This is a genomic window from Mesorhizobium sp. 2RAF45 (genome assembly GCF_052115225.1).
Classification (GTDB): domain Bacteria; phylum Pseudomonadota; class Alphaproteobacteria; order Rhizobiales; family Rhizobiaceae; genus Mesorhizobium; species Mesorhizobium jarvisii.
Window position 1 is genome coordinate 79930 of record NZ_JBFRGG010000002.1, and the last position, 20734, is coordinate 100663.

Here is a 20734-nt window from a genome sequence, read left to right on the forward strand (position 1 = left end):
CGCGCTGACCTTGCGTTGCAGTGTGCTGCAATCCTTGACCGTCGGTTGTTCAAACGCTCATAAAAAACTCGCTCGGTGGCAGAAGATCTTCCCTTAGTCAACTGATTTCATTACGATTTTCCTTGCGCTAGTGCTCGACAACGGGATAGCCAGTTTGCGCCGAGGCCATCGCCAAAAGCGTAAGTATCCAACGCCTGCATCACATCGCAACAAGGAATAGAATCATGTCTAGTGACGACATCGCCCGACCCGCATCTTACGATGTCGGCTACGGCAAACCGCCCCGATCGGGCTGCTTCAAGAAGGGGCAACGCGCAAATCCTAGGGGCCGACCAAAGCGATCCAAAAACACGCTGGCCATGATCCAGGAAGAAGCCAACCGTCTGATAACGGTGCAGGAAAATGGCCGGACGCGAAAGATGCCCATACTTCAGGTTGGAGCCCGAGCCGCCTTTAGCAACTTGGTCAAGAAGCCTGACCTGAAGCTGATCATCCAGACCATGCAACTGATCATGTCTATCCAAGGGCCGAACGCCGACTCCGAAAAGGAGAAGATGCCCGGACAAGAGGAAGCCGAAATGCTCGCTGCGCTCATGGAGGAGTTCATGCGCGAGGTGGTTTCATTCGGCGGCGCTGCTGACGCCGGACAAGTGAAATTCCCACTCGATGAATGATTGGTGTCCCGCTGGAAGCCGAAGAATTTCGCTGGCCAACAAGTCCTAGACGACGACCTGTAGTCGTCTAGGGCTCGACGCCCAGTCAGCAGCAACGGCGCCCTGTACAGTCAGTCCATGCTTTTGATCACTGCCATTCAGAATTCGATGTCATCCCATTCGTTGTTCCCACCAACAATGTCCCAGCGGTGAGTGCCCGCGGACGAACCGCCGGAGGCCACCCAATGACAACGCTCGACCAGATCCCCCCTCGCAAACGGACACGGTCAGTCCAGGCCCCGCTTCCGGGTGTCCTCGAACCAGTGACGAAACTTGCAACTGCAATTGAACACCTCGCGATCGATGCGCTCACACCCTATGCAGGAAATGCCCGTAACCACGGCCAGGCCCAGATCACAAAACTGGCCGCGATAATCCGAAAGGTTGGTATGCAGGTTCCGCTGTTGATCGACGACAAGAACGAAATCATCGCCGGACACGGCCGTTTGCTCGCCGCCAAGCATATTGGCATGACCCATGTCCCGATCATTCGCATCAGCCATCTGTCGCCAGACCAGATCAAGGCCTTCCGAATTGCCGACAATCGGCTGGCAGAATTGAGCAGTTGGGACGACGAGGCGCTCGCGGTGGAGTTGAAGCATCTGGTGCTTTCGATCGAGGATCCGGAAATCATCGAGTTGACCAGTTTCGAAATCGGCGAGGTCGACGCCCGCATAGACATATTGGAGGAGGCGCCCAAACAAGACCCAGCCGATGAGATCGTCGCGCTCGCCGAAGGTCCCGCTGTTTCGAAGTTGGGAGATGTGTGGATACTAGGGAACCACCGACTGTTTTGCGGTTCGTCCCTGGAGGAAGCAAGCTACGGCCGTTTGCTTCAAGGGGCAAAGGTACGGGCCGTTTGGAGCGACCCTCCCTACAACGTGAAAATTCAGGGCCATGTCAGTGGTCTCGGCAAGGCTCAGCACCGGGAATTCGAAATGGCTTCCGGCGAAATGGACGAAGCCGGATTTACGGCTTTTCTGTTGCCCTACCTGGCATTGACCAAGGCTCACTCTTTGCCCGGTTCGCTCCATTATTCTTGTATGGACGCGCTCCACACTTTTGAGCTCTTAACCGCGGCACGCACAGCTGGTTTGCGCCTAAAGACGACGTGCACCTGGGCAAAGACCAATGCAGGCATGGGCAGCCTTTATAGGCAGCAGACCGAGTTCGTGCACGTTTTCAAAAACGGCGACGATTCGGTCCCCCATCTGAACAACATCCAGCTTGGACGCTACGGGCGCTACAGGACAACGCTCTGGACCTACGCTGGGGTCAACACCTTCCGACGGGGACGCGCAGACGATTTGCTTGCCCATCCGACCGTAAAACCTTGGGCTATGGTCGCCGACGCCATCAAGGATTGCACCGCTCATGGAGAGAGTGTTCTGGACGCATTCTGCGGATCCGGCACTACCATTATTGCTGCCGAGAAGGTCGGCAGAATCGCCTACGGAATCGAGCTTGACCCACTCTATGTGGATGTCGCGATCCGCCGTTGGCAAAAGCTGACGAAACGTCGTGCAATTCATGCGGAAACCGGCCAGACGTTCGCAGAGACAGAATGCCGAATGAGTGACATGACAACCTTCAAAGGCAAGTCCGCGGGTGAAATTAGCTTGACAGAGTAGCGGCTCGGAGGTTCGCGTCAGCGGATGACATACCAGTGTGAAGTCAGTAGATAGACTGGGTTCCCCTCGCCTTTGGTGAAACTTAATCTGACGCAACGATGACAGTGGCTTGTTTTGCGCCAAAAGCGGAACGTCCGTTTTCGGGATTCCTGAGCCCAATAGCGGCCCCCACGTTACGTTTGAAAGCCCGCGCCTCTTACGTTGCGGAAAGAAACGCGGGCCGATCGGAGGCCCGATCTTCGGCAGGCGATGGAGGGCACCACCTGCCGCACGGCTCAACATTTAGCGACAACTAATGTTCCTTCAGACCACAATCTCCCACCGGAACCTAGCCGGGCTGCAGACGTTTTAACTGCTGTGCAACCAAGGAGGCCAAGGCCATGGATTGGAACCGCGTTGAAGGTAACTGGAAGCAGGTCAAGGGCAAGGTCAAGGAACAGTGGGGCAAGCTAACTGACGACGATTTGGACCGCATCGCCGGCAAGCGCGATCAGCTTGAAGGAAAGATCCAGGAGAGATACGGCATCGAGAAGGACCGGGTCCGGCGAGACATCGATGACTGGTATTCGACGCAAGGGTGGTAGATCGGGTCAAATTCAAAAGCTGGATTTTGAACGGGCGCTTGATAGGCGCCCTTTCATAACGGCGCGGTTGACCCGCTTGCCATCCGTTCGGCCATATAGGATTATAGTCCTCGTTGCGGCGAACCCCTTCAGCGGAGATCGCCAATGGCCAGAACCATACCATCAAAGCAGCTAGCGCAGGCTGAAATCGAGCGCTTTCTGGCGGCTCAGAGGCGCTGCACAAGAGCATCGTCGGCCGCTCCCACTACCAACCGCTTCGTGAGGTCCGGACCTGTTAGTCGATCGAGACTAGCGGGCGCCGTTCATCCCGTGGCTGACTGGCCCTACAGAGCCTCCTGCTGCTGGCTAGCGCCTCTTGCCTTTGCCAGCCGGTTGAGAGCCGGCCTTTGACGGGCTGGCCTCTTTGAGAAACCTCAAGGCTTCCTCGCGAGTGAGGCCGCATCTGCGAGCGTAGAAGTCAGCCTCGGCCACTCTTTCGCGGTCGATTGGTTCTTCTCTGCGTTTTGCCTTCTTACCCACCAAGAGTTCGCCCTGTCTAAGTCCTAAATGATGTGTGACCGTTGCTTGCGGCGAATTCATCAGCTGGGTGAGAGCGCGGCCAGGGACATCGACAGCACAAGAGCAACGATGACAAGCGTTGCCAGAATCCCGGCAGCGATCCAGAACCTTTTGGACTTTGGCACGGTCAAGCACCCTCGCCGCCGGCACGGTTCCGCATTGCCTCGAGGATGACCTCGAAAACGCTTCCGACCTCCTCGCTGATTTCGTCGGCCGCTATGCCTTCCTTGTCGGCTGCCGTCATCGCCTGGTCGGCKAGATCGGTAATGGCCGCCGGATCATCGGTGAAGGCATTCGGCAGGTGCTCTGCCATCCATTTATCGAGGAAGTTGATGCCGCGTGCGCTCATAAGAAAATAAGCTCGCGGCGTTTATTAGGTTCCGCTGATGCGTTTCCCCTGCGTCATAAGGGCGGCATCTTGGTGCGTACAGTTCCGCACGATCCGTTCGAGCATTCCGGGGTCGACCTCATCCTGACCAGTCATCGACCGCACCATCAGCGCGGCGCTGTCACCCCATCTATGTTCTGGGATGTGGTCTTCTATGACCCAGGCTTTGAACGCCTTGCGGATCACATCGCAATCGAAGGCTGAAACGGACTCGCATAAGTGAGTTTGTGCCATAAATGCCCCCGCATTTTGGCGGGAGCACCTGAGGTGGCTACCAAGCGCCCGTTTGCCATTTAGAGGCGGGCGACAAGCGATCTTCCGCCTTCTTAAGGCGCGGCCAAATCACATATGTGAATCCGGACAGAAAAAGCCCGCTGCGGAGGGGCTGCAGCGGGCTTTTCAATGGGAGCGGCTAAATTCCGGGCTGAGGAATCGACCGCCGCAATTACAACCCACGACATGGGCAAAGGTTGCAAACTAAGTCTCCCGCGCCTGCATAGATTAGAAACCAGACTACGGCGTCGGCCGCTCCAGAGCGCTCGGCTCCGGGTTCGTTGGCGGGGGCCATCTTGGAATCCAGCCGAGTAACCCGCTGACTTTGGTCGGCGGGTTTTTTGGTGATGGCAGCGGAATGCCCGCGCTCGCCTCGTGCGAAGGCGGCGCGGGCCTGACCATGATGTTTGGGCATCTTTTGGTCGCCAGCACGGACCGCTGAAAGAACGCGCTGGCAGAGCCTAACCCTCTCAGGTGGAAAGACGTTCCGGTCTCATGCAAAAAAGCCCGCCACCGTCACGTGGCTACGGCAAATCTTTTTTCCTTCCGACACGGAAATTTATTCAGGCCGCCGCGTTGTGGGTGCGCGCGGACAAAGGGGGTTTAAGGTGCAGGTATTTGATAGGCTTGAAGCGTTACTGGATGCGGGCGATCCATCCGCCGCTCTGGAAGAGGCGCGAGCTTCGATGCTTCAGATTGAGGGGCGGTCAAATATAGTCTCGCGCGCGATCGACGATTTTTTGATCGACTTGATGACCCTGGCATTCGTCACCGAAGCCTTTGGCAACCATTTCGCAGATGGGCCCACAAACTCGCTCGGCGAAGGCTCTCAAAAGTCAGACTGCTGACTACCTGACGAGCGCCAGCGCGCGTTCAACCTTGCCCGCCGTTGTGAGCACCGTATGCGGGCCCGTGTGTCTCTTTGCGCCGCTGTGCCTGGAGGCTGCGTTTTTGAACACCATCCCTAAAACTTAGCAACCTTTCGCTTTCAGGGATCGCACCATCCGCACACAACCGGGTCATACGGGACTTTTTCCGACCTGCTGTAATTTATGGTGAAGAGTGCGGCACGGTCGCTGCATATCGCGATAGCGCGGACATATCGAATCTGGCCATTCATAATGCCCGAGTAACTGGCCCACCTCGGGGTGACGCGCCGATAAGTCAGCTTCCAACCAACCTTTTCGTCCTCAATCATGCGGTGCTCGATCTCGGCGGGGAAACTGGCGTTCCCGAGTCTGGCACCCCAGACAGCAAGGAACGCATCGTTTGGACCTTGAAAAGCCGCGCCCTGGTCCGAACGCTGTGTCAGCACAAAACCCGGCGGCACATCGAATGTGAAGCCGAACTGCCTGACACCGAACTGCTGCCACGCTTGGGCCTGAAGAAGCGTGCTGTAAAATAGGACCGGAACGAGGCTCAGCAGAAAACGTACCATGGCGGGAAAAGGGCAGCCCCGCGATTCCGTTCCATTAGCAACTAATTATATTACCAGAACCCTAGGACCGGATCGAGAGTGCGCCCCTAGCAGCCCAGCGACCGAGCTTGCGTCTAACCCTATTTTGCGTGAACCACGATTATTAGTCTGCGGCTCCCGCACCCGCCCTTGGCGCGCTCGAGATCGGACTTGTACCTTGGCTTGGGGGCTTTCCAAGAATTGACGATCTATCTCTTCATTTCACCCTGTGCCAACCCCAGCAGCTTTCCACTTTCTTTCGCGCTGAATCTGTTGGCCATCAGTTTCTTGTAATGCGCCAGCATCTCTGCCGGGACTGCGAAGCCACGCCGAAAGTCTGACGCGGCTTTCTGGGTGCGGGTGATGCCCAACTGGCTGGCCGTAGCCTTGACAGAAGCCACGCTACACCTAAGCCGTGTGGCTATCGCTTTCGGGCTCTCGTCGTTTGCATACCCTTCCTTGATTGCAATCCGCCGTTCTGTCATTTTCATCCGCACTTGCCCGTCTTCCAGTCCACGATCCGGCCGACCGGCCCGCCATACGGTCCCCAAAACCCGCCGCTCCATTCACGGCAGCGGCGGGTCCAGAAGATGCCGGGGGGTTGATGTGACCCGACGCAAACGAACGGTCGAGACGCTCAGATGTTCCGGCGGCTTGAATCCCCAAGGTCATGGGTACTTGCCCAACGCGCGTTCTGTGCTACCGCCCTTCCTACTCCGGCGAAGCGTCGGATGCGCTCCGGCGGCTCGCTGTGGCCTGCGGTTCTGAACCGCTCCCCCAAGAATAGATGAGTTCGCGCTGGACCTACGGCAGCGGCTGCCAATCGACCGGCGAGAAGAAAGGTCACCGGGAACATATTAGCCATATCGAATGTTGAGTGCTCATGAACAGCCGCAAACAGCTCTCAGCAGATGAATTAAGGGCAGCGCGATCCCTACTGAACTGGTCGCGAGTCCGACTTGGCGCAAAGGCCAATCTTAGCGAAATGACGATCAGCGATTTTGAGAACGGCGTTAGGAAACCGCGGCCCCACAACATCGAGGCTGTGCGCCAGGCGTTTGAGGACGCCGGCATTGTATTCACCGCAGAAGGTCCTCCATCGCTGGCCAAGTCTGAAGGTGATAGCGGCCTCGACGCCTGACAGTCGATGCCTCCACGGTCCAGATCGTGACGAAATACTGCCGACCGAGCGAAACGGAGCCGTTGCGGCAGAAGCCAGCATAGCGGGGATGTCGGGTCGCCTTCCCCAGGGTTCTATCGGATCTCGAGGAAGTCGATGCCGCGATTGCTTATCGAAGGAACCAAAAAACGAGCAGAGCGACGGAGGCAAGGAATAGAGTTCCGGCAGCTACCAACACCCCTTTGCTGGCCTCCCGCCGCGGCTTAGGGTCGGGGACGAGCTTTTTAGGATTCGGCTCTTCGTTCATGGGAGCTAAAGTTGCGGCAGCAAATTAGGTTCCGCTAATCCCTGACTGCCCAAGAACCCGCCGCCCCATTCACGGCAGCGGCGGGTCGATCCTGCTTTTTGGGCTGGACCTGCAGCAGGCGAATTTGAGGGAACTGCGCCTGCCGTCAGCACAAACCTTTGACGATCACTTACGTTCCGGATGCATAAGTTCTTGGAACATTGCGCCGATTTCTTCGTCGATCTCTTGGCCCGGAATGCCTTGGATTTCCGCTGCCCGTTTTGCGTCCACAACCATATCTATCATCAGCAGGACCGGGTCAGCGATCGGATCGTCGGGTAAATGGTCCGATACCCAATGGTAGAGAAAATCGCTGCCTCGCCTGCTCATTCCTCCCGAAAATCCTGAAGGGAAGCGTGCCGTAAGTCTGCCTCACCCCGCAGGTGCTTTACCCGGCCGATCAGGCCCGGCTTTACCCATTGGGTGGCCGGCCGCTTCATGCCCTTCGGCGCCGGCCCGGCGTGCTCCTGGACGCGCTTCCAGAGCCGGTCGCGGATTTCCCGGCTGGAGTTGATGAAGGCAGAGCCGACATAGCGACCGGTGCCGCGCTCGGCCATTAGGGCAAAGGCCGGTTGGCCGGGCTCGCGCTCGACGCCGAGCAGGTCGTATTCGCCGATGGTGTAACACTTCGCTTTCAACCAATTGCTCGATTGCCCGCTCCGGTAAACGCTGTCCCTGCGCTTCGAAACCATTCCTTCAAGTCCGGCCTGATCGACAAGATGGAATATTGCCACAGCATCGCCTGGGAGGGACTGGCTGAATTGGATGCGGCGACCCTCTTTGATCATTGCGGCCAATATCTCGCGCCGGTCCTCCAGCAGCATGTCTCGCAAATCGTGGCCGTTGAGGTGGAGTAGGTCGAAGGCGATAAAATACAGATCATGCTGCCGCTGGGTGATCGCCTTGCGCAACGCTGCGAAGTCGGACAGCCCAGCATCATTTAGAACCAATATCTCGCCGTCGATGATGGCGCTTTGCACCTCATCGAGTTCGCCGGCGGCTTTGGCTATGTCGCGATATTTCGCCGTCCAGTCGAGGCCACGGCGAGTGAAGACCCGTGTGCCTTTTTCGTCGATGATGATCTGCGATCGATAGCCGTCGAATTTGACTTCGTGAATCCAGTCGTCGCCTTCGGGAGGCGTGTCTACCAAGGTCGGCAACAAAGGATCGATAAACTTCAAACGCATGAACTATCACCCACAACCCCGGCGATTCAATAAGCTTGAGCTAAAATGGTTCCAAGTCGGAAATCGGCGGCCGATTGCAACAAAACGGCCAGCGTGACGTTGCGGATTCAGAAAACCGGAGGCGCATCATGGCGGACGACAAGAGCAAAACAGACAACAGGGATCGCAGTCAGGTCGCTGGAGACGAAGAGTACGAGGTCGGCTACCTCGCGAGCAAATTTGGCCTCAGCATCCCGGACGTACGCCAGCTCATAGCAAAGTACGGAAACCACCGCGACACTCTGGAGCGCGAGGCAAAGGCTCTCGGGAACAGGTAGCGGAGAAGCGCAATATGCCGGAGTACCAAGTAGAAGAATGGCGTGGAGCTGAGTGTGTGTCCGCTCTGGCCACGAGCGCCGATGATCCGTTATCGGCAGTACAAAAAGTCACGGGCCGACGAGTGTCACCCAGAGCCCTTCAGGAGCACTGGTTTCGTGTGGTCGATGAGGATGCGAGAATTACGCACGAATTCAGTCTTGAAGAACCGTCGGCGGGGATTTCGCAAAATGACCAAACTTAAAGCTCCTCCGCCCGGCCTTAGCTAGAAAGGTCACCCAATGTTTTCCTTTCTACGCGCGACGGCGACGACCTGATTGCGCATCGTTCCTCGCGGATCCTCTTGAATAGCCATACCAACAGGTGCGCAAGAGGCGCACGCTCAGGCCGAGATGCGGGGCCCGCGACCAAGGCGGGACGCGGTCCCGCCAAGTCTTGCGGGACCTTGGCAGCAGTGGGAATCGCTGCGTCCAAGTCCCACTGCAAGAAAAGGCCCCCGTCGCACTTCATCCGCCAGAACGGCGGTGTCGAACAGGCAGAGGGGGCGATAACGCGATGTCTTCCTGCTGAAGGGCCCGGCTCCCCTTTTCGGCCAGTCGCTTGCGCCTCTGTTCGCGGAAGACTGTCATGCCGTAGCGCGTGATACCGTAAAACAACAGGCCAAAAATCAGCCCTAGTGGCACCGCGCCGAACAGCATCGGCTTTAGCACCGGTTCCCACAGTTGCGAAATTGAAAGGGTTTGCAACATCTCACTCACATGGGCGGGCGGGCCGTGATTTCGCAGGTGGTTGTTCAAGATGATATTGCCGGTCTCCCAGGACGCTCCCACAACAAGTGGGAAGGTCAGGGGATTGCCAAAGACAAATGTTCCTAAACCTCCCGCCACCATGTTCCCCGCGATCAGCCAGCACACAAAGGCGGCAATGGCGAAATGGGATCCTATCGGAAAGAACGACGAGAAAACCCCAGCCGCTACCCCAGCCGCTACTGCGTGTGGAGTGGCATTCAGGCGCAGAATCCGCTTGGAGAAATATTGAAGCGAGCGTGAGAAAGAGCGGCGCGGCCACATATAAGTGCGTAAGCGCTCGAAGAGACGGTCAGGATTTCGGCGTCTAAAGAGCACTCTCTTGCTCCCTTACAACGCTGTCTGAAGTTGAACCGATTGATGTCGTGTCTTTCAAAACAAACGCAACCTGTGCCGCTCTTCAGGTACCACCCTGGTGGACGGCCCACGCCGGTTAGGGCGCGGGCCATTTCCAACTATTGACTGATAACAATCCGCTGTTTGTCACGGTTCTGGGCATAGGTGCCCTTGTCATAAGCGGTCTGCGCCTCAAGCTGGTCTTTGGTGAAATTGGTGTAGAGATAGCGATTGCCGTCCTTGTCGGTCATGAACTTCAGCTTCTCGAGGCCCACGGCCACCTGTTTTTCGCCCATGCCGAGGAAGCCGCCGACGTCGACGATCACGGCATCAACCTTCTTGTCTGTGCTTAGAACCACGTCGCCAATCTCGCCGACCTTCGCATCATCAGCGCCATAGACGGTGGTGCCGACAAAGTCATTGGTGCTGATCTTGTCCACAGGCAGCTCGGTCAGCGACGCCTTGTCGATAGCAGCTGTTGCTGTGTTGTCGGTCGTTGTAGCCGCAGGTTCGTTGTTGGCCGAGGCGGCGGCATTCGAAGCCGTCGTGTCGTAAGCCTTCAGGTCAAAATCGGGCTGCGCGGTGAGGTCTTCCTTGCTCGTCTTGGCGACCAGCCAGCGTTCACCCTTCTTCTCGACCCATTCGGCCTTGCTGAAATCGTAAGCGACGTTCTTTTCACCAATGCCCAGGAACCCGCCCACGCCAATGATGATGTACTTGGCTTTGCCGTCCTTGGAGAGGACGATATCTTTGACATCACCGATCTTCGCGGCGTCGTCAGCGGCACTGTCGTAGACGTCGGCGCCAATGATCTTGGTAACGAGGCTGCCGTCTGCAACGGCCGCCGGCGCGGTCGCCGCGGTGGTCGTAGCGGCGGCAGGTTTGGTGACATCTTCAGCCGCGGCCCCTGATACCCACAGGCCAGACGACAAGAGGGTTGCTAGTGCGGTGGTAGCCAAAAGTTTGTTGATCATGGTACGTTTCCTTGTGCGTTAAGTGTTGATGCACGCCGCGTTCGGCCGAACCGTTGCAGGGAGGCTGAGCGCGGCACAGTTTGCCATCTCACAACGGGCCGCACGATGCGAAGTTCCCCTTGGAATTTAGAAGGCGCCTGAGAGGCTAAACTGCTGCGATCGCGCATTTTTTCGAGCTTGCACGGCGGTGCTGCTGGAAGATGCCGAACCGCACTCGGCGCGAGCAGTCGGCTAAAAACCACACGGCAGCCCGCGGGGTCTGAAAGACATGTTTCATCGCTCAACAGCGAAGGCCGGGCCATTGGTATTGGGCTGGTGAGGTTCTCGCGATCCGGTGAGATTTACCGGATCGCGAGATGTCTCGGTCAGTTGGAACTGGCGACAGGCGCCACAAGCGGCGTGATGCGGCGAATGGCGACGCGGCGGTTCTGTCGTTCGGACCCCGTCGTGTTCACCTTAAGATAGCGCTCGCCGTAGCCTTGAGTCGTCAAGTTCTCTGGCGCGATGCCAAAGGCGTTGGTAAGGGCCTCGGCAACTGCCTCGGCTCGCTGGTCGGACAAGGCGAGGTTTGCATTGTCGCTACCGACGGCATCAGTGTGGCCTTCGATCAAGAATGTTTCCGCCGGGTTCTTCTTCAATAGCCGCTCCATTGCGTCCGCAACGCCCTGCAGCTTTTTGACTTCGCTGCCCGAGATCGTCGCCGAGCCGGACTCGAAATTCAGCGTGTCCAGATCCACACGCCGGGCGATGTCGCGCACACGCGCCGAGCGCTTGACCTCGTCGACCGAGTAGAGGCGCTGGACCTTTTCCACCGGCGGTTGCTCGAGGAAGGTGTAATAATCCCCAGCATCCTCTACCAGATCGGACTCCAAGATGTATTGCTTGCGAGGGATGTTGAGCCGCATCGGTGGCAAGTGCAGATTATTCGGAGGAAACCCCCGCAAAACGCGCCTTGCCGAAGCCGCCCGCTGATTGCCCCTGAGTCTTCTTGGTGCCTTGCTAGAACGGAGACCGTAGGAGTGCCCTACGTCACCGGTGACAGCGCGCAGCCTGCGATGCGGGCCCGCGACCAAGGCAGGACGCGGGCCCGGCCAAGTTATGCGGACCTTGGCCAGCAGCAGTGCTGCTGTGTGATCAACCGATGGCCTTATATGCAGTTCCGCTAACACAACAAAAAACCCGCCGGGTGTGAGCGGGCAGTTTGGTCGGTGGTAGCCGGAATCAACCGGCGCGTGTCAACGAACGTTGAAGATGTGATGTCGGTTGGTAGAGAACCTCAGAATGCGCTTTCCGTCGATGCCAAGGGTGGCCATAAAAAAATTTCGACATGCTCTCATGGAGGACGGCATTGAGTCTGCGCCTTCGAGGAAGCGGAGTCCGCACCACGTCTAAAAACCGAGGCGGCCGCCATGACCGGTGGCCGCCTTCCTAGCTGTGGCTTAAAAGGGCGTCTCAACGCGGGTTCACCCCTTGGTCCGCCGTTCAGTACGGTATTGGCCCGTGCGCCTCCAGGCGGCTCGCCGGGGGATCAATTTGTCCTGTTAATCGACGTAACCGCAAGGTTCGTCAGCTTGTTGTTGGTGGCTTTTTCCTGGTCGAGGATCTCGCTGAGCAACTTGTGCGCCTCATCATGCCCAAGATCCTTTGCCCATTCCCGCAGCGAGCCGTACCGGGAGATCTCATAGTGCTCGACTGTCTGACAAGCCGCTAGCAGGCCGGAATCGAGGGCGGTTCCTGACGCTTCCTCCATCAGTCCGTCAGCTTCCTTGATGAGGCCCTCTATCGCGTCGCACTTCTCGCCAGACGCCTTCTTGCCTATCGACTTGAACACCTGCTCGAGCTTCTTGATTTGTCCCTTCGTCTCCTCGAGATGGTCCTCGGCCGCTTTCTTTAGCTTGGCGTCCTTCACGGCCGCAGCCACCTTCGGCAAGGCCTTGGTAATCGCGTTCTCCGCGTAATACATGTCTTGCAGGGTATGCTCGAAAATATCGGCTAGAGTTTTCATTACAATGCTCCGTGCCCGAATTGGCTTCGAGTGAAAGAGCGGGCGAGGCGAAAGGTTCCGTGCCTTTCACTTGGCGTTGGCACGTCTTGCCTAGGTGTCATGCTGGCTTATAGGAGAATCGCGAAAGCTGACCGCGTGGTCAGCGGCGAAGACCTAGCAAACATAAATGCGGTCAGCGCTGCGCTCGCGGGTGTACCGCAACCAGCACAACAACTCCACCAAGGTGAGACTTGGCCCTGCGCGAGCGAGCTACAGGAGGGGCTTAAAAAGCTGGCTCGGACAGCTCAGGAGGACTGCGAAGTCGGCCTCAACCCGAGGGATTGAGCGTCGCAAGAGCGTTGTGAAAAACGCGTGATCCGCAGGACCACGCGCCTCAATCACGAGTAAGAACGGGCAAGCTCGATTATTGGTTCAGCGTCTGATCATTCGGGCCACGGCAATTAAAATGCATGCACCGATGAAGCCGGCGACAAGATAGCCAAGCCAGCCGGCCAACGATACGCCCAGCAGACCGAGAAGGACGTTGGCAACGATGGCGCCAACGATCCCCAGAATGATGTTCATGAGCACGCCCATATTGCTTTTCATGAACATCTCGGCGAGCCAGCCGGCGATACCGCCGATGACGATAGCCGCTATCCACCCGACACCTGGATTTTCCATAGTTTCCCCTTTCCTTGAACCTAAATTGGTTCGGCGAGAAAACGTGCCGGAAGCCCATTAAGTTCCGCGGGTGAATGCTGAGCTGCACTGAGGCGAGTCGCGTCACCGGCCGGCTGCTGGACTCCGGCCTATCGGTGGAGGTGGCGGCGAAGCAGTCTGATGTTGCGATTGTTGGCTTTAAAATAAACATCGAAGATTGAGCCCAGAATAGGGATGCTTCCTACAACGGTATCAAGCAATACGTTTCCCAACATTCTGGCGACCAAGGTCTTCCCAGCACCGCAACTTCGGGCTCGCAATACGATATAAACCGAAACGATGCCTGTGGCCGCATCTCCGAGTACGGGCACCAGGCCCACCAGGGCGTCCAGTCCAAAACGGATTGATGTTCCTGGAATGCGCCAGCGGGAATCAAGCAACGCGGCCAATAAATCCAACTCGACTATTGCTCTTGCCACCTCAGAATCGCGACGGCTCTGCCGGCTCGTGCCAGGCGCCGGGCGTGTGCGGTTTATCAAATCGCCCCGGCCCAGTGGCTCTAGACATCGCTCTGGCCAGTTGAATTCTTGGCATGTGGCCAACGCGTGGGCACGTCATCAAGCAGGGTCGTCTCATTCGAGTCTTGCGTCGGATCAGCGGGCAATTTTCCATCTGGCGTCATCTTGTTGACTGCCTCGGGCAAATCCCGGCTGATCCTGCTGATGAGTTCCTCGCGCGAAAGGCCGGTCTGCATTGAGAGGGACGTCAGCGTGTCTTCGTCTATTGCCGCTTCCACGTCGCTCGGCTGGATTGGTTGGTTGGGCCCGGTGCCAACCCAAGAGTCGACCTTCGATCCCGCCCCTGCCCCCCTGAATCGGTCCAGTATGTCACCGAGGGCTGTCCCCGAGACGCCTTTCGATATCTGATCCAGAATCCCGCCTTGCGGGTCGTTTGGACTACGATTTCCCGCCCCACGGATCATGTCGCCGATCTTGTCGCGATTCTGGTATGCTAGGACGCCAAGCATCGCGATTGCCAGTCTTCCGAGATTCGCCATTGATACCTCCAACGTTCAAAAGGAGAAGGGCTCAACCTCACAAAGGTTCCCCCAGGACGACTAATGCTTGTGATGTGTTGGTGTGTTGGTGAGATCCGCCAAACGGAAACCCATGCAGCGGCCATCGCAACCATTCGCCGACAATTCGTTCGGTGCCAGGCCCTCAAATAGCGATTACCGGGGTTGTGGCCCCGCCGCGCTGGCGCGCCTATGGGAAGCCCGATGGACAGCAGCAGAACTCGTTTATCGGGCCGACAAAGACAAATCTGCTTTTTGACTGAACAGCTAGGGTACCTGCCTTTCAATTGCATCCGCTAGGCCGCTCCCTCATCCGGTTCAGGTTCGCAGCAAAGCTTTCTTCATCGGCGGGAAACCCGAAGAGGTAGCCCTGACCAATAGGACATCCCATGCCGGTCAGTAGAGCACGCTGGGCCTCGGTCTCCACTCCCTCTGCCACAACGGCAAGACCCAACGCGCGCCCGAGGTCTATGACCGCGCGGACGATGACATCTTCGAAGGACTCGCGGAGAGTTCGGCGACGAAGCTCCGGTCGATCTTGATTTCGGTCACCGGAAACGTTTCGAGTAGACGGAGGCTCGAATAACCGGTGCCGAAGTCGTCGACAGCGAGGCCAATGCCGAGATCGCGCAACCGCCGGAACGCCTCCAGCACGCCGGGCGTCTCGTTGAGAAGCATGCTCTCGGTGATCTCCAGGGTCAGCCAGGCCGGTTCAGCACCGGTCTGCTGCAGGACGCGATCCACTATTTCCGCCATGTTGCGGTGCAGGAATTCGGTGGCGGACACGTTCACCGAAAAGCGCAACGGCCGGTCGCGGTGCTCGTTGACGCGCCGGGCGAAGTTCATGACCGTGCAGAGGCCGCGTTCGCCAAGGTCCAGGAGCAAACCGGTCCGCTCGGCCGCTTCCATGAATCTGGCCGGCGGCTGGCTGCCGAACAGGGGATGGTTCCACCGTATCAGCGCTTCCGCGCCCACCCATTCGCCGGTCGAGAGGTCGATCTGGGGCTGGAAGTGGTGGTCGAACTCGTCATTTGCTATGGCGACCTTCAGTTCGCGCGTCAAGCGGACGCGGAGGCGAGCCTCCTGTTGGTCGCGGCCCCGAAACCGGCGAGGCCCGCCAAGCTGATCGGACTTGGCCGCCTGCAGCGCGGTGCCGGCATTTCGCACCAGGGCAATTGTACTACCGCTGGGTTCGCCGATTGCATAGCCGATTGCGAAGCGCAGCGAGACTCTTGCCCCCGGGACCACGAAGTCTTGCTCAAGCGCAACAGAAATGCACCTCACAATGAGCTCGGCGCTCGCTTCATCCGGCAGTTCGAAAGCTAGCGCGAACTCGTTTGCTCCCATCCGGGCGACCGTCGCCGCCCCGGTCTCCCGCAGCCGGCGGCCGGTCTCAAGCAGAAGGGCGTCGCCGACCTCGAAGCCGTATCCGGCGTTAATGTCATGAAAGCCGATGATGTCGAGCTTCACGATAAGCGCCCGGCCGGCAAGCGTGGCGAAGCGTCTTTCCGTCGCGACAATGAACGACTGGCGGTTGAGGCACCCCGTTGCGATGTCAACGTGGGCTGCGCGGTCAAGGTCGATCTCCGTCTGCCGAATGGCCGACACGTCCCGAAGAATGCCGAGGTAAAGCGGTTCCCCCATGAACGCGATGGGTCGGAGGCTGAGGCAGTTCCAGAAGGCCGAGCCGTCCTTCCGATAGTTTCGCAGTGTGACGTCCACCGGCTCGCCGGCGGCAATGGCTTTGCGAATGCGGGCAACTTCCGGCTGGTCGCGATTGTTTCCTTGCAGGTAGCGGCAGTCCTTGCCGAGCACCTCGTGCCTCTCGTATCCCGTCAGCCGTTCGAAAGCCTTGTTGACATAAAGAAGAGGCGAATTTCCTCCTGAAACACGGGCGATGGCGATGCCGTCAGTCAGTTCCTCGACCAGCTTCCGGACGACCAGCCGAAGTACGGCGTCGGATACGGGATCCGCCTGGTTGCCGACCGGCTGCTTGAAGTTCGTGAAATCCGCTGGTGTGAGTTCCCTGAAGTCTTTCATGCCACTAGCAATGAGCCGGTCTCAGCAGCGTGGCAATCTGCGGCTACGACCGTATCGAGACAACCTTCAGTCGTTATCGGACAAACCGGGCCTCGACCCGTCTCCGGACGTTCGGAAGCGTTCCCGGTAGTCGGACGGAATGGCGCCGAGATGCGCGAGAAAAGCACGGCGCATCGCGCGCGCCGAAGCGAAGCCCGCCTTCGTCGCGATCGAATCGATGGGCAGCCGACCGCCTTCAAGGAGGTAGCGGGCGACGTCGATGCGTGTCAGGTCGACGTAGTCGGACGGCGAAATCCCCACGTCCTGCGTGAAGACCCGCGTGAAGTTGCGTCGGCTCATTGCCGCGATCTTCGCCAGGGCATCGACGGACAGATCCGCGGTCGGATGATTCAGGATGTATTGCTGGACGTTGTAGAGCCTGCTGCGGTCCGCAGTTTGCGCGGCCAGATGCACGCTGAACTGCGACTGATCCCCCGGTCTCTTCAGGAACACGACGAGACGGCGTGCGACGTAGAGGGCCACTTCACGGCCGAGGTCCTCCTCAACGAGCGAGAGACCGAGATCGATCGCCGCGCTCGATCCCGCGGATGTGACAAGGGCGCCGTCCCGAACGAAGACCCGGTCGCCTTCCACCATCGCTTCGGGAAAGCGTTCGGCGAGCAGCGGGGCAAACTGCCAGTGCGTCGCCACCCGGCGGCCGCCGAGGAGTCCGGCGGTGCCAAGCAGGAAGGCCCCCGTGCAGACCGAGCCGTAGCGCCGCGTCTGCGGCGCCATCAGGCTTAGCCAGTCAATGACGCCCTTGCCCGGCGCATCGGGGACGCCCACGCTTCCGGCAACTAGAAGCGTGTCTGGGCCGTTCACGATCGCCAGATAGGCCGAGTCCGGCAGGACTCTCAGCCCCGAACTGCAAAGGATGTGGCGGTCTATGTGGAACCTCCAGCTCAGGGCGCGGTAGCCCTATTAACTGTATCACCCAGCCGGCTCAGGACAATCAATGGGCGAGGTCAAACAGGCGGCGAATAGCGCCGTACACATCGAGATGCTCGGGCGCCAGTAATGCGGGCGCCCGCCACAATCTTGTATTTTTGACCAAGAGAACTCAGAGCGGAGCCCAGCCAGCCCAATCCTGCAGATCCGCCGCGCACCGTGGCCATATGGACTTCAATCGTCGCAACGAATGGCGCGAAGGGATCGACGCTTTGGTACGCCGCAGCGAATGCGTGAGATATTCCTGAGGTCGAAGTCCGATCGCAACGACCCATTCATCCACAAGGCGGGCATACCGCCTCGTTTTCGGCCGTCGTCCGATTGAGATGTGGCGGCGGCTACGAGGCTACGTGCTCTAAAACCTTGTATCCCAATGCCTTGCGCCGAGTTTACGGAACCTACTAGGCGGTGGCGCGTCATATAGGCAGGTCCCATCCGGAGTGAACTCGATGATCAGGCTCCTTGTTGTCGCGGCGGCGTTCCTCCTCGCTTGTGGGGGAGCCGAAGCGGCGAAGCAGGATATGGCCGACGTCAACCAGGCGCAATTTGCATCCGACACCCCAAAGGGTTTCAGCCCAGTCGTTCTGAAGGCACAGATTCTCTTGGACCGTGCGCGCTTCTCTCCAGGCCTGATCGACGGCCACCTTGGAGAGAGCTTCACCAAGGCGATCAGCGCCTTCCAGACGGCGAACGGTTTCCCGTCCGATGGCAAGCTCACCCAGGAAACCTGGGACAAGCTTCTGGCTACCTCCGCGAGCCCGGTCCTGATCACCTATGAACTGACACGCAAGGATGTGCGCGGACCTTTTACAAAGCGAATTCCGGCTCGACTGGAGCGCATGGCCCGGCTGTCGAGGCTCGGCTATCACAATGCGGCCGAGAAGCTGGCGGAGCGCTTCCACATCAGCGAACCCCTGTTGCAAAGGCTCAATCCCGGCATCGGCTTGAAAAAGGCCGGCACTAAGTTGCTGGTCCCAGATATTGGTCGGGGCGATCCTGCCGCCGCCATTGCCGAGCTTGAGGTCGACAAGGAGGCTCGGGTGCTACGCGCGCTTGATCCGTCCGGTAAAGCGCTCGCTGTCTACCCTGCCTCGATCGGAAGCGACGAAAAGCCGGCGCCGAGTGGCCAGGCAGAGGTCAAACGCGTGGTGCACAATCCGACCTATCACTACGATCCCCACTTCGCTTTCAAGGGCGTCAAGACCAAGCGGCCCTTCACCATTGCTGCCGGCCCTAACAATCCGGTGGGGTCTATATGGATCGATCTGTCGATCGAAAGCTACGGCATTCACGGCACGCCCGAACCCGGCAAGATCGGCAAGACTTTCTCGCATGGCTGCATTAGGCTGACGAACTGGGATGCCGAAGACCTCGCCTCGATGGTACGAAAGGGCACGAAAGTTACCTTCAAAGGCGAAATGGCCGACCCTAGCGACAAACCTAAGTAGGCACCCACCAATCTTGTCGTTGGCGGATGCGCGGATGGGCGAATCCCGGTTACTTCGCAGACGCTTTGTTGAGCTGCCTGTCCTTGGGTGGCAACCATTTCTGAAACAACTAATCCCACGAGCTATCGGGTGTTGCCTGACGTCCCCGAGCGGCTGCTGAAGACGATCACGAAAGCGCCTTTCATCCAATGGAGTACGACAGGGCCGGTCAAATCCTTGATCCGGTCAATGCCAAGTCGCCTTCGTTGGGCCCTCGGTAAAGTGGCGCAGTCAGCACCACATCCGAGTGTTGCCCTCAAAAGCAAAATCATCGCAGCGGTGCAGCCAAAGTGTTGCTATCGCGTTGGCCTACGGTCCCGCATGAGCGTGACGCGAACGCAAGAGTTTCTCGACTCCATGATTTCAAAAAAGCTTGCAGCCGATGCCGGAGCTGTTGCGGACTTTCTTACCATGATGGGAAATGAGAAGCGGCTTTTGATCATGAACCAGCTGGCCGGCGGCGAACTTTCGGTCGGAATGCTTGCCGGAAAGGTTCTGCTGAGCCAATCAGCTCTTTCCCAGCATCTTGCCAAGCTCCGCGCGTTCGGCCTTGTCGACGCTCGTCGTGACGGCAAGATGGTCTACTATTTCTGCTCGTCTAGCGCGGCACGTGAGCTGCTCGCCATGCTGGATGGCTTCCTGATGACCGAAAGGCTGGGAGCAGGGCCGCAATACGTCGCCGACAGACTGCGCCGGTTGCGAACAGTCTGAGCACTTTGACGCCGACTACATGTGGGTGCCGGGCGACGGCATAGACTTCGGCTCTTACGAAACCGGGCAGCTACCCAAAGTCACCCAAAGGCTGGACGGCGGACGCCCGCTATTTCGCAGGCGTGTTAAATTCACGGTTTGCCGTGTAATCGATCGCGAAGGTCCCCGCGGCCGCGCGAACGCCTTGCTTAACATTCGATATCGTGACCGTTGTAGTCAGCCCTTTGTCGTCGGTAAGAGTCCACCTGCGCAAGTCGAGCGATTGCCTGTCGAACACCATGGAAATGTTCGAATTACCGAAGGCTGACTTATCTGCCAGTTTGATGATTATGTGGGTGCCATCGTCCCTGATGCTTTTCACGCGATTGCCAGAGAAGTCTACCCTATTGTCGAGTAGGAGCCTGAGCGGCGTTTTCGATAGAGCATAGAGGCGCGATGTCTTGAGCTTCCTATTATAAACGACCAACGATTTGCCATCCGAAATTACGCTGACCCCCGATTTGCCTGTATAGTTGAATCGGATCTTACCCGGGCGTTGAAGAAAAAACTTACCGGCGGTCTTTTCCCCTTTGCACCCACCTGAACAAAGTCTCCGGTCATGGACTTTACCGATGAGAAATGCTCGGCAATCGCTTGGGCTTCGACAGGCGCGGCTGAGATCGCGGTCGTAAGTTCGAAGTTTACCGCCATGGCGCCAGCTAGAGCGCACCAGAAAACAAGCAGTCTTGTGACCGTAAATGGCATCTGATTATCCGCATATGAAAAGGCGCGTGATCATACGGGACCACGCGCCTCTGGATCAGTAGCCGTCCGGGCACCGAGCCACGTAAACTCTGCCATTCGCATCGCGATATCTGCACTGGCCGGCTTCGCTGGCATGCCCGATGACCGCCCCGGCTATCGCGCCGACTGCGCCGCCGACAACCGCGCCCTTCACCGGGTCGCCGGCCACCGCGGCGCCTACCGCTGCGCCGCCCAACCCGCCGACAGCAGCACCCTGTTCGGTGCGCGAACATGCTGCGAGCGGGATGAGCAGGCTCAAAATGAGAAGTGTCTTTTTCATTGGGTTTCTCCGTAGGCCATTATTAGCCATAGCTTAA

23 protein-coding genes and 3 pseudogenes are annotated in these 20734 nt (G+C 58.4%); 9 read left to right on the forward strand and 17 right to left on the reverse strand.

The window, feature by feature from the left end:
• Positions 1-224: 224 nt before the first annotated feature.
• The 5 genes from AB4Z43_RS05155 (at position 225) to AB4Z43_RS05175 (ending at position 4995) form a co-directional block, all read left to right on the forward strand.
• Entirely contained in the window at positions 225-674 is a 450-nt protein-coding gene (locus tag AB4Z43_RS05155) for a DUF5681 domain-containing protein (RefSeq protein WP_441936259.1), read from the forward strand.
• A 224-nt stretch (positions 675-898) separates the two neighbouring features.
• Entirely contained in the window at positions 899-2344 is a 1446-nt protein-coding gene (locus AB4Z43_RS05160; RefSeq protein WP_441936261.1) for a site-specific DNA-methyltransferase, read from the forward strand.
• 380 nt (positions 2345-2724) lie between these two features.
• Positions 2725-2928, forward strand: coding sequence for a CsbD family protein (locus AB4Z43_RS05165; RefSeq protein ID WP_441936263.1), 204 nt, complete (start codon positions 2725-2727; stop codon positions 2926-2928).
• A 637-nt stretch (positions 2929-3565) separates the two neighbouring features.
• Positions 3566-4078 (forward strand): hypothetical protein, encoded by a 513-nt coding sequence (locus tag AB4Z43_RS05170; protein ID WP_441936265.1) that lies wholly within the window; start codon positions 3566-3568, stop codon positions 4076-4078.
• A 677-nt stretch (positions 4079-4755) separates the two neighbouring features.
• On the forward strand, positions 4756-4995 hold the full coding sequence (locus AB4Z43_RS05175; protein WP_441936267.1) for a hypothetical protein: 240 nt from the start codon (positions 4756-4758) through the stop codon (positions 4993-4995).
• 140 nt (positions 4996-5135) lie between these two features.
• On the opposite strand, the gene AB4Z43_RS05180 is transcribed toward AB4Z43_RS05175, so the two are convergent.
• Complete coding sequence (locus AB4Z43_RS05180) at positions 5136-5585, reverse strand: hypothetical protein (protein WP_441936268.1); 450 nt, start codon at positions 5583-5585, stop codon at positions 5136-5138.
• A gap of 227 nt (positions 5586-5812) precedes the next feature.
• Positions 5813-6094 (reverse strand): hypothetical protein, encoded by a 282-nt coding sequence (locus AB4Z43_RS05185; RefSeq protein WP_441936270.1) that lies wholly within the window; start codon positions 6092-6094, stop codon positions 5813-5815.
• Positions 6095-6486: 392 nt separating this feature from the next.
• Between AB4Z43_RS05185 and AB4Z43_RS05190 the strand changes: the two genes are divergently transcribed.
• Complete coding sequence (locus AB4Z43_RS05190) at positions 6487-6744, forward strand: helix-turn-helix domain-containing protein (RefSeq protein WP_441936272.1); 258 nt, start codon at positions 6487-6489, stop codon at positions 6742-6744.
• Between the two features lie 451 nt (positions 6745-7195).
• Here AB4Z43_RS05190 and AB4Z43_RS05195 read toward each other — a convergent pair whose 3' ends face one another.
• On the reverse strand, positions 7196-7399 hold the full coding sequence (locus AB4Z43_RS05195) for a hypothetical protein (RefSeq protein ID WP_441936274.1): 204 nt from the start codon (positions 7397-7399) through the stop codon (positions 7196-7198).
• The gene (locus AB4Z43_RS05200) at positions 7396-8256 is read right to left on the reverse strand and encodes an ATP-dependent DNA ligase (protein WP_441936276.1); all 861 of its coding nucleotides are present in this window, start codon (positions 8254-8256) and stop codon (positions 7396-7398) included. Before AB4Z43_RS05200 ends, AB4Z43_RS05195 begins: the two co-directional genes overlap by 4 nt.
• Positions 8257-8384: 128 nt before the next feature.
• Between AB4Z43_RS05200 and AB4Z43_RS05205 the strand changes: the two genes are divergently transcribed.
• A complete protein-coding gene (locus tag AB4Z43_RS05205) occupies positions 8385-8573 on the forward strand; it encodes a DUF3606 domain-containing protein (RefSeq protein ID WP_441936278.1) in 189 nt (62 codons plus the stop codon).
• A 504-nt stretch (positions 8574-9077) separates the two neighbouring features.
• Here the strand turns inward: AB4Z43_RS05205 and AB4Z43_RS05210 are convergent.
• The 11 genes and pseudogenes from AB4Z43_RS05210 to AB4Z43_RS05260 form a co-directional block, all read right to left on the reverse strand.
• Entirely contained in the window at positions 9078-9695 is a 618-nt protein-coding gene (locus AB4Z43_RS05210) for a DUF2062 domain-containing protein (protein ID WP_441936280.1), read from the reverse strand.
• A gap of 137 nt (positions 9696-9832) precedes the next feature.
• Positions 9833-10687: a PRC-barrel domain-containing protein gene (locus AB4Z43_RS05215; protein ID WP_441936282.1), complete on the reverse strand. Its 855-nt coding sequence runs from the start codon at positions 10685-10687 to the stop codon at positions 9833-9835.
• A 365-nt stretch (positions 10688-11052) separates the two neighbouring features.
• A pseudogene (locus AB4Z43_RS05220) lies at positions 11053-11601 on the reverse strand (OmpA family protein); the annotation flags it as partial.
• Positions 11602-12215: 614 nt separating this feature from the next.
• Positions 12216-12692, reverse strand: coding sequence for a YciE/YciF ferroxidase family protein (locus tag AB4Z43_RS05225; protein ID WP_441936284.1), 477 nt, complete (start codon positions 12690-12692; stop codon positions 12216-12218).
• A gap of 411 nt (positions 12693-13103) precedes the next feature.
• A complete protein-coding gene (locus AB4Z43_RS05230) occupies positions 13104-13355 on the reverse strand; it encodes a GlsB/YeaQ/YmgE family stress response membrane protein (RefSeq protein ID WP_025583718.1) in 252 nt (83 codons plus the stop codon).
• 128 nt (positions 13356-13483) lie between these two features.
• On the reverse strand, positions 13484-13813 hold the full coding sequence (locus AB4Z43_RS05235; protein WP_441936286.1) for a DUF4112 domain-containing protein: 330 nt from the start codon (positions 13811-13813) through the stop codon (positions 13484-13486).
• An 80-nt stretch (positions 13814-13893) separates the two neighbouring features.
• On the reverse strand, positions 13894-14391 hold the full coding sequence (locus AB4Z43_RS05240; RefSeq protein WP_441936288.1) for a YidB family protein: 498 nt from the start codon (positions 14389-14391) through the stop codon (positions 13894-13896).
• A gap of 301 nt (positions 14392-14692) precedes the next feature.
• Entirely contained in the window at positions 14693-14848 is a 156-nt protein-coding gene (locus AB4Z43_RS05245) for a hypothetical protein (RefSeq protein ID WP_441937063.1), read from the reverse strand.
• 29 nt (positions 14849-14877) lie between these two features.
• Positions 14878-16449 (reverse strand): putative bifunctional diguanylate cyclase/phosphodiesterase, encoded by a 1572-nt coding sequence (locus AB4Z43_RS05250; protein WP_441936290.1) that lies wholly within the window; start codon positions 16447-16449, stop codon positions 14878-14880.
• Between the two features lie 66 nt (positions 16450-16515).
• Positions 16516-17394, reverse strand: a complete 879-nt coding sequence (locus AB4Z43_RS05255; protein WP_441937065.1) for a GlxA family transcriptional regulator — start codon at positions 17392-17394, stop codon at positions 16516-16518.
• 244 nt (positions 17395-17638) lie between these two features.
• Positions 17639-17740, reverse strand: a pseudogene (locus AB4Z43_RS05260) (integrase); the annotation flags it as partial.
• A gap of 145 nt (positions 17741-17885) precedes the next feature.
• On the opposite strand from AB4Z43_RS05260, the gene AB4Z43_RS05265 reads away from it, so the two are divergent.
• Both AB4Z43_RS05265 and AB4Z43_RS05270 read left to right on the forward strand, forming a co-directional pair.
• Positions 17886-18884 (forward strand): L,D-transpeptidase family protein, encoded by a 999-nt coding sequence (locus AB4Z43_RS05265; RefSeq protein WP_441936292.1) that lies wholly within the window; start codon positions 17886-17888, stop codon positions 18882-18884.
• 396 nt (positions 18885-19280) lie between these two features.
• Positions 19281-19634 (forward strand): metalloregulator ArsR/SmtB family transcription factor, encoded by a 354-nt coding sequence (locus AB4Z43_RS05270; protein WP_025583713.1) that lies wholly within the window; start codon positions 19281-19283, stop codon positions 19632-19634.
• Positions 19635-19743: 109 nt separating this feature from the next.
• On the opposite strand, the pseudogene AB4Z43_RS05275 reads toward AB4Z43_RS05270, so the two are convergent.
• Positions 19744-20378, reverse strand: a pseudogene (locus AB4Z43_RS05275) (outer-membrane lipoprotein carrier protein LolA).
• Positions 20379-20433: 55 nt separating this feature from the next.
• On the reverse strand, positions 20434-20697 hold the full coding sequence (locus tag AB4Z43_RS05280; protein WP_025583709.1) for a YMGG-like glycine zipper-containing protein: 264 nt from the start codon (positions 20695-20697) through the stop codon (positions 20434-20436).
• Positions 20698-20734 lie beyond the last annotated feature (37 nt).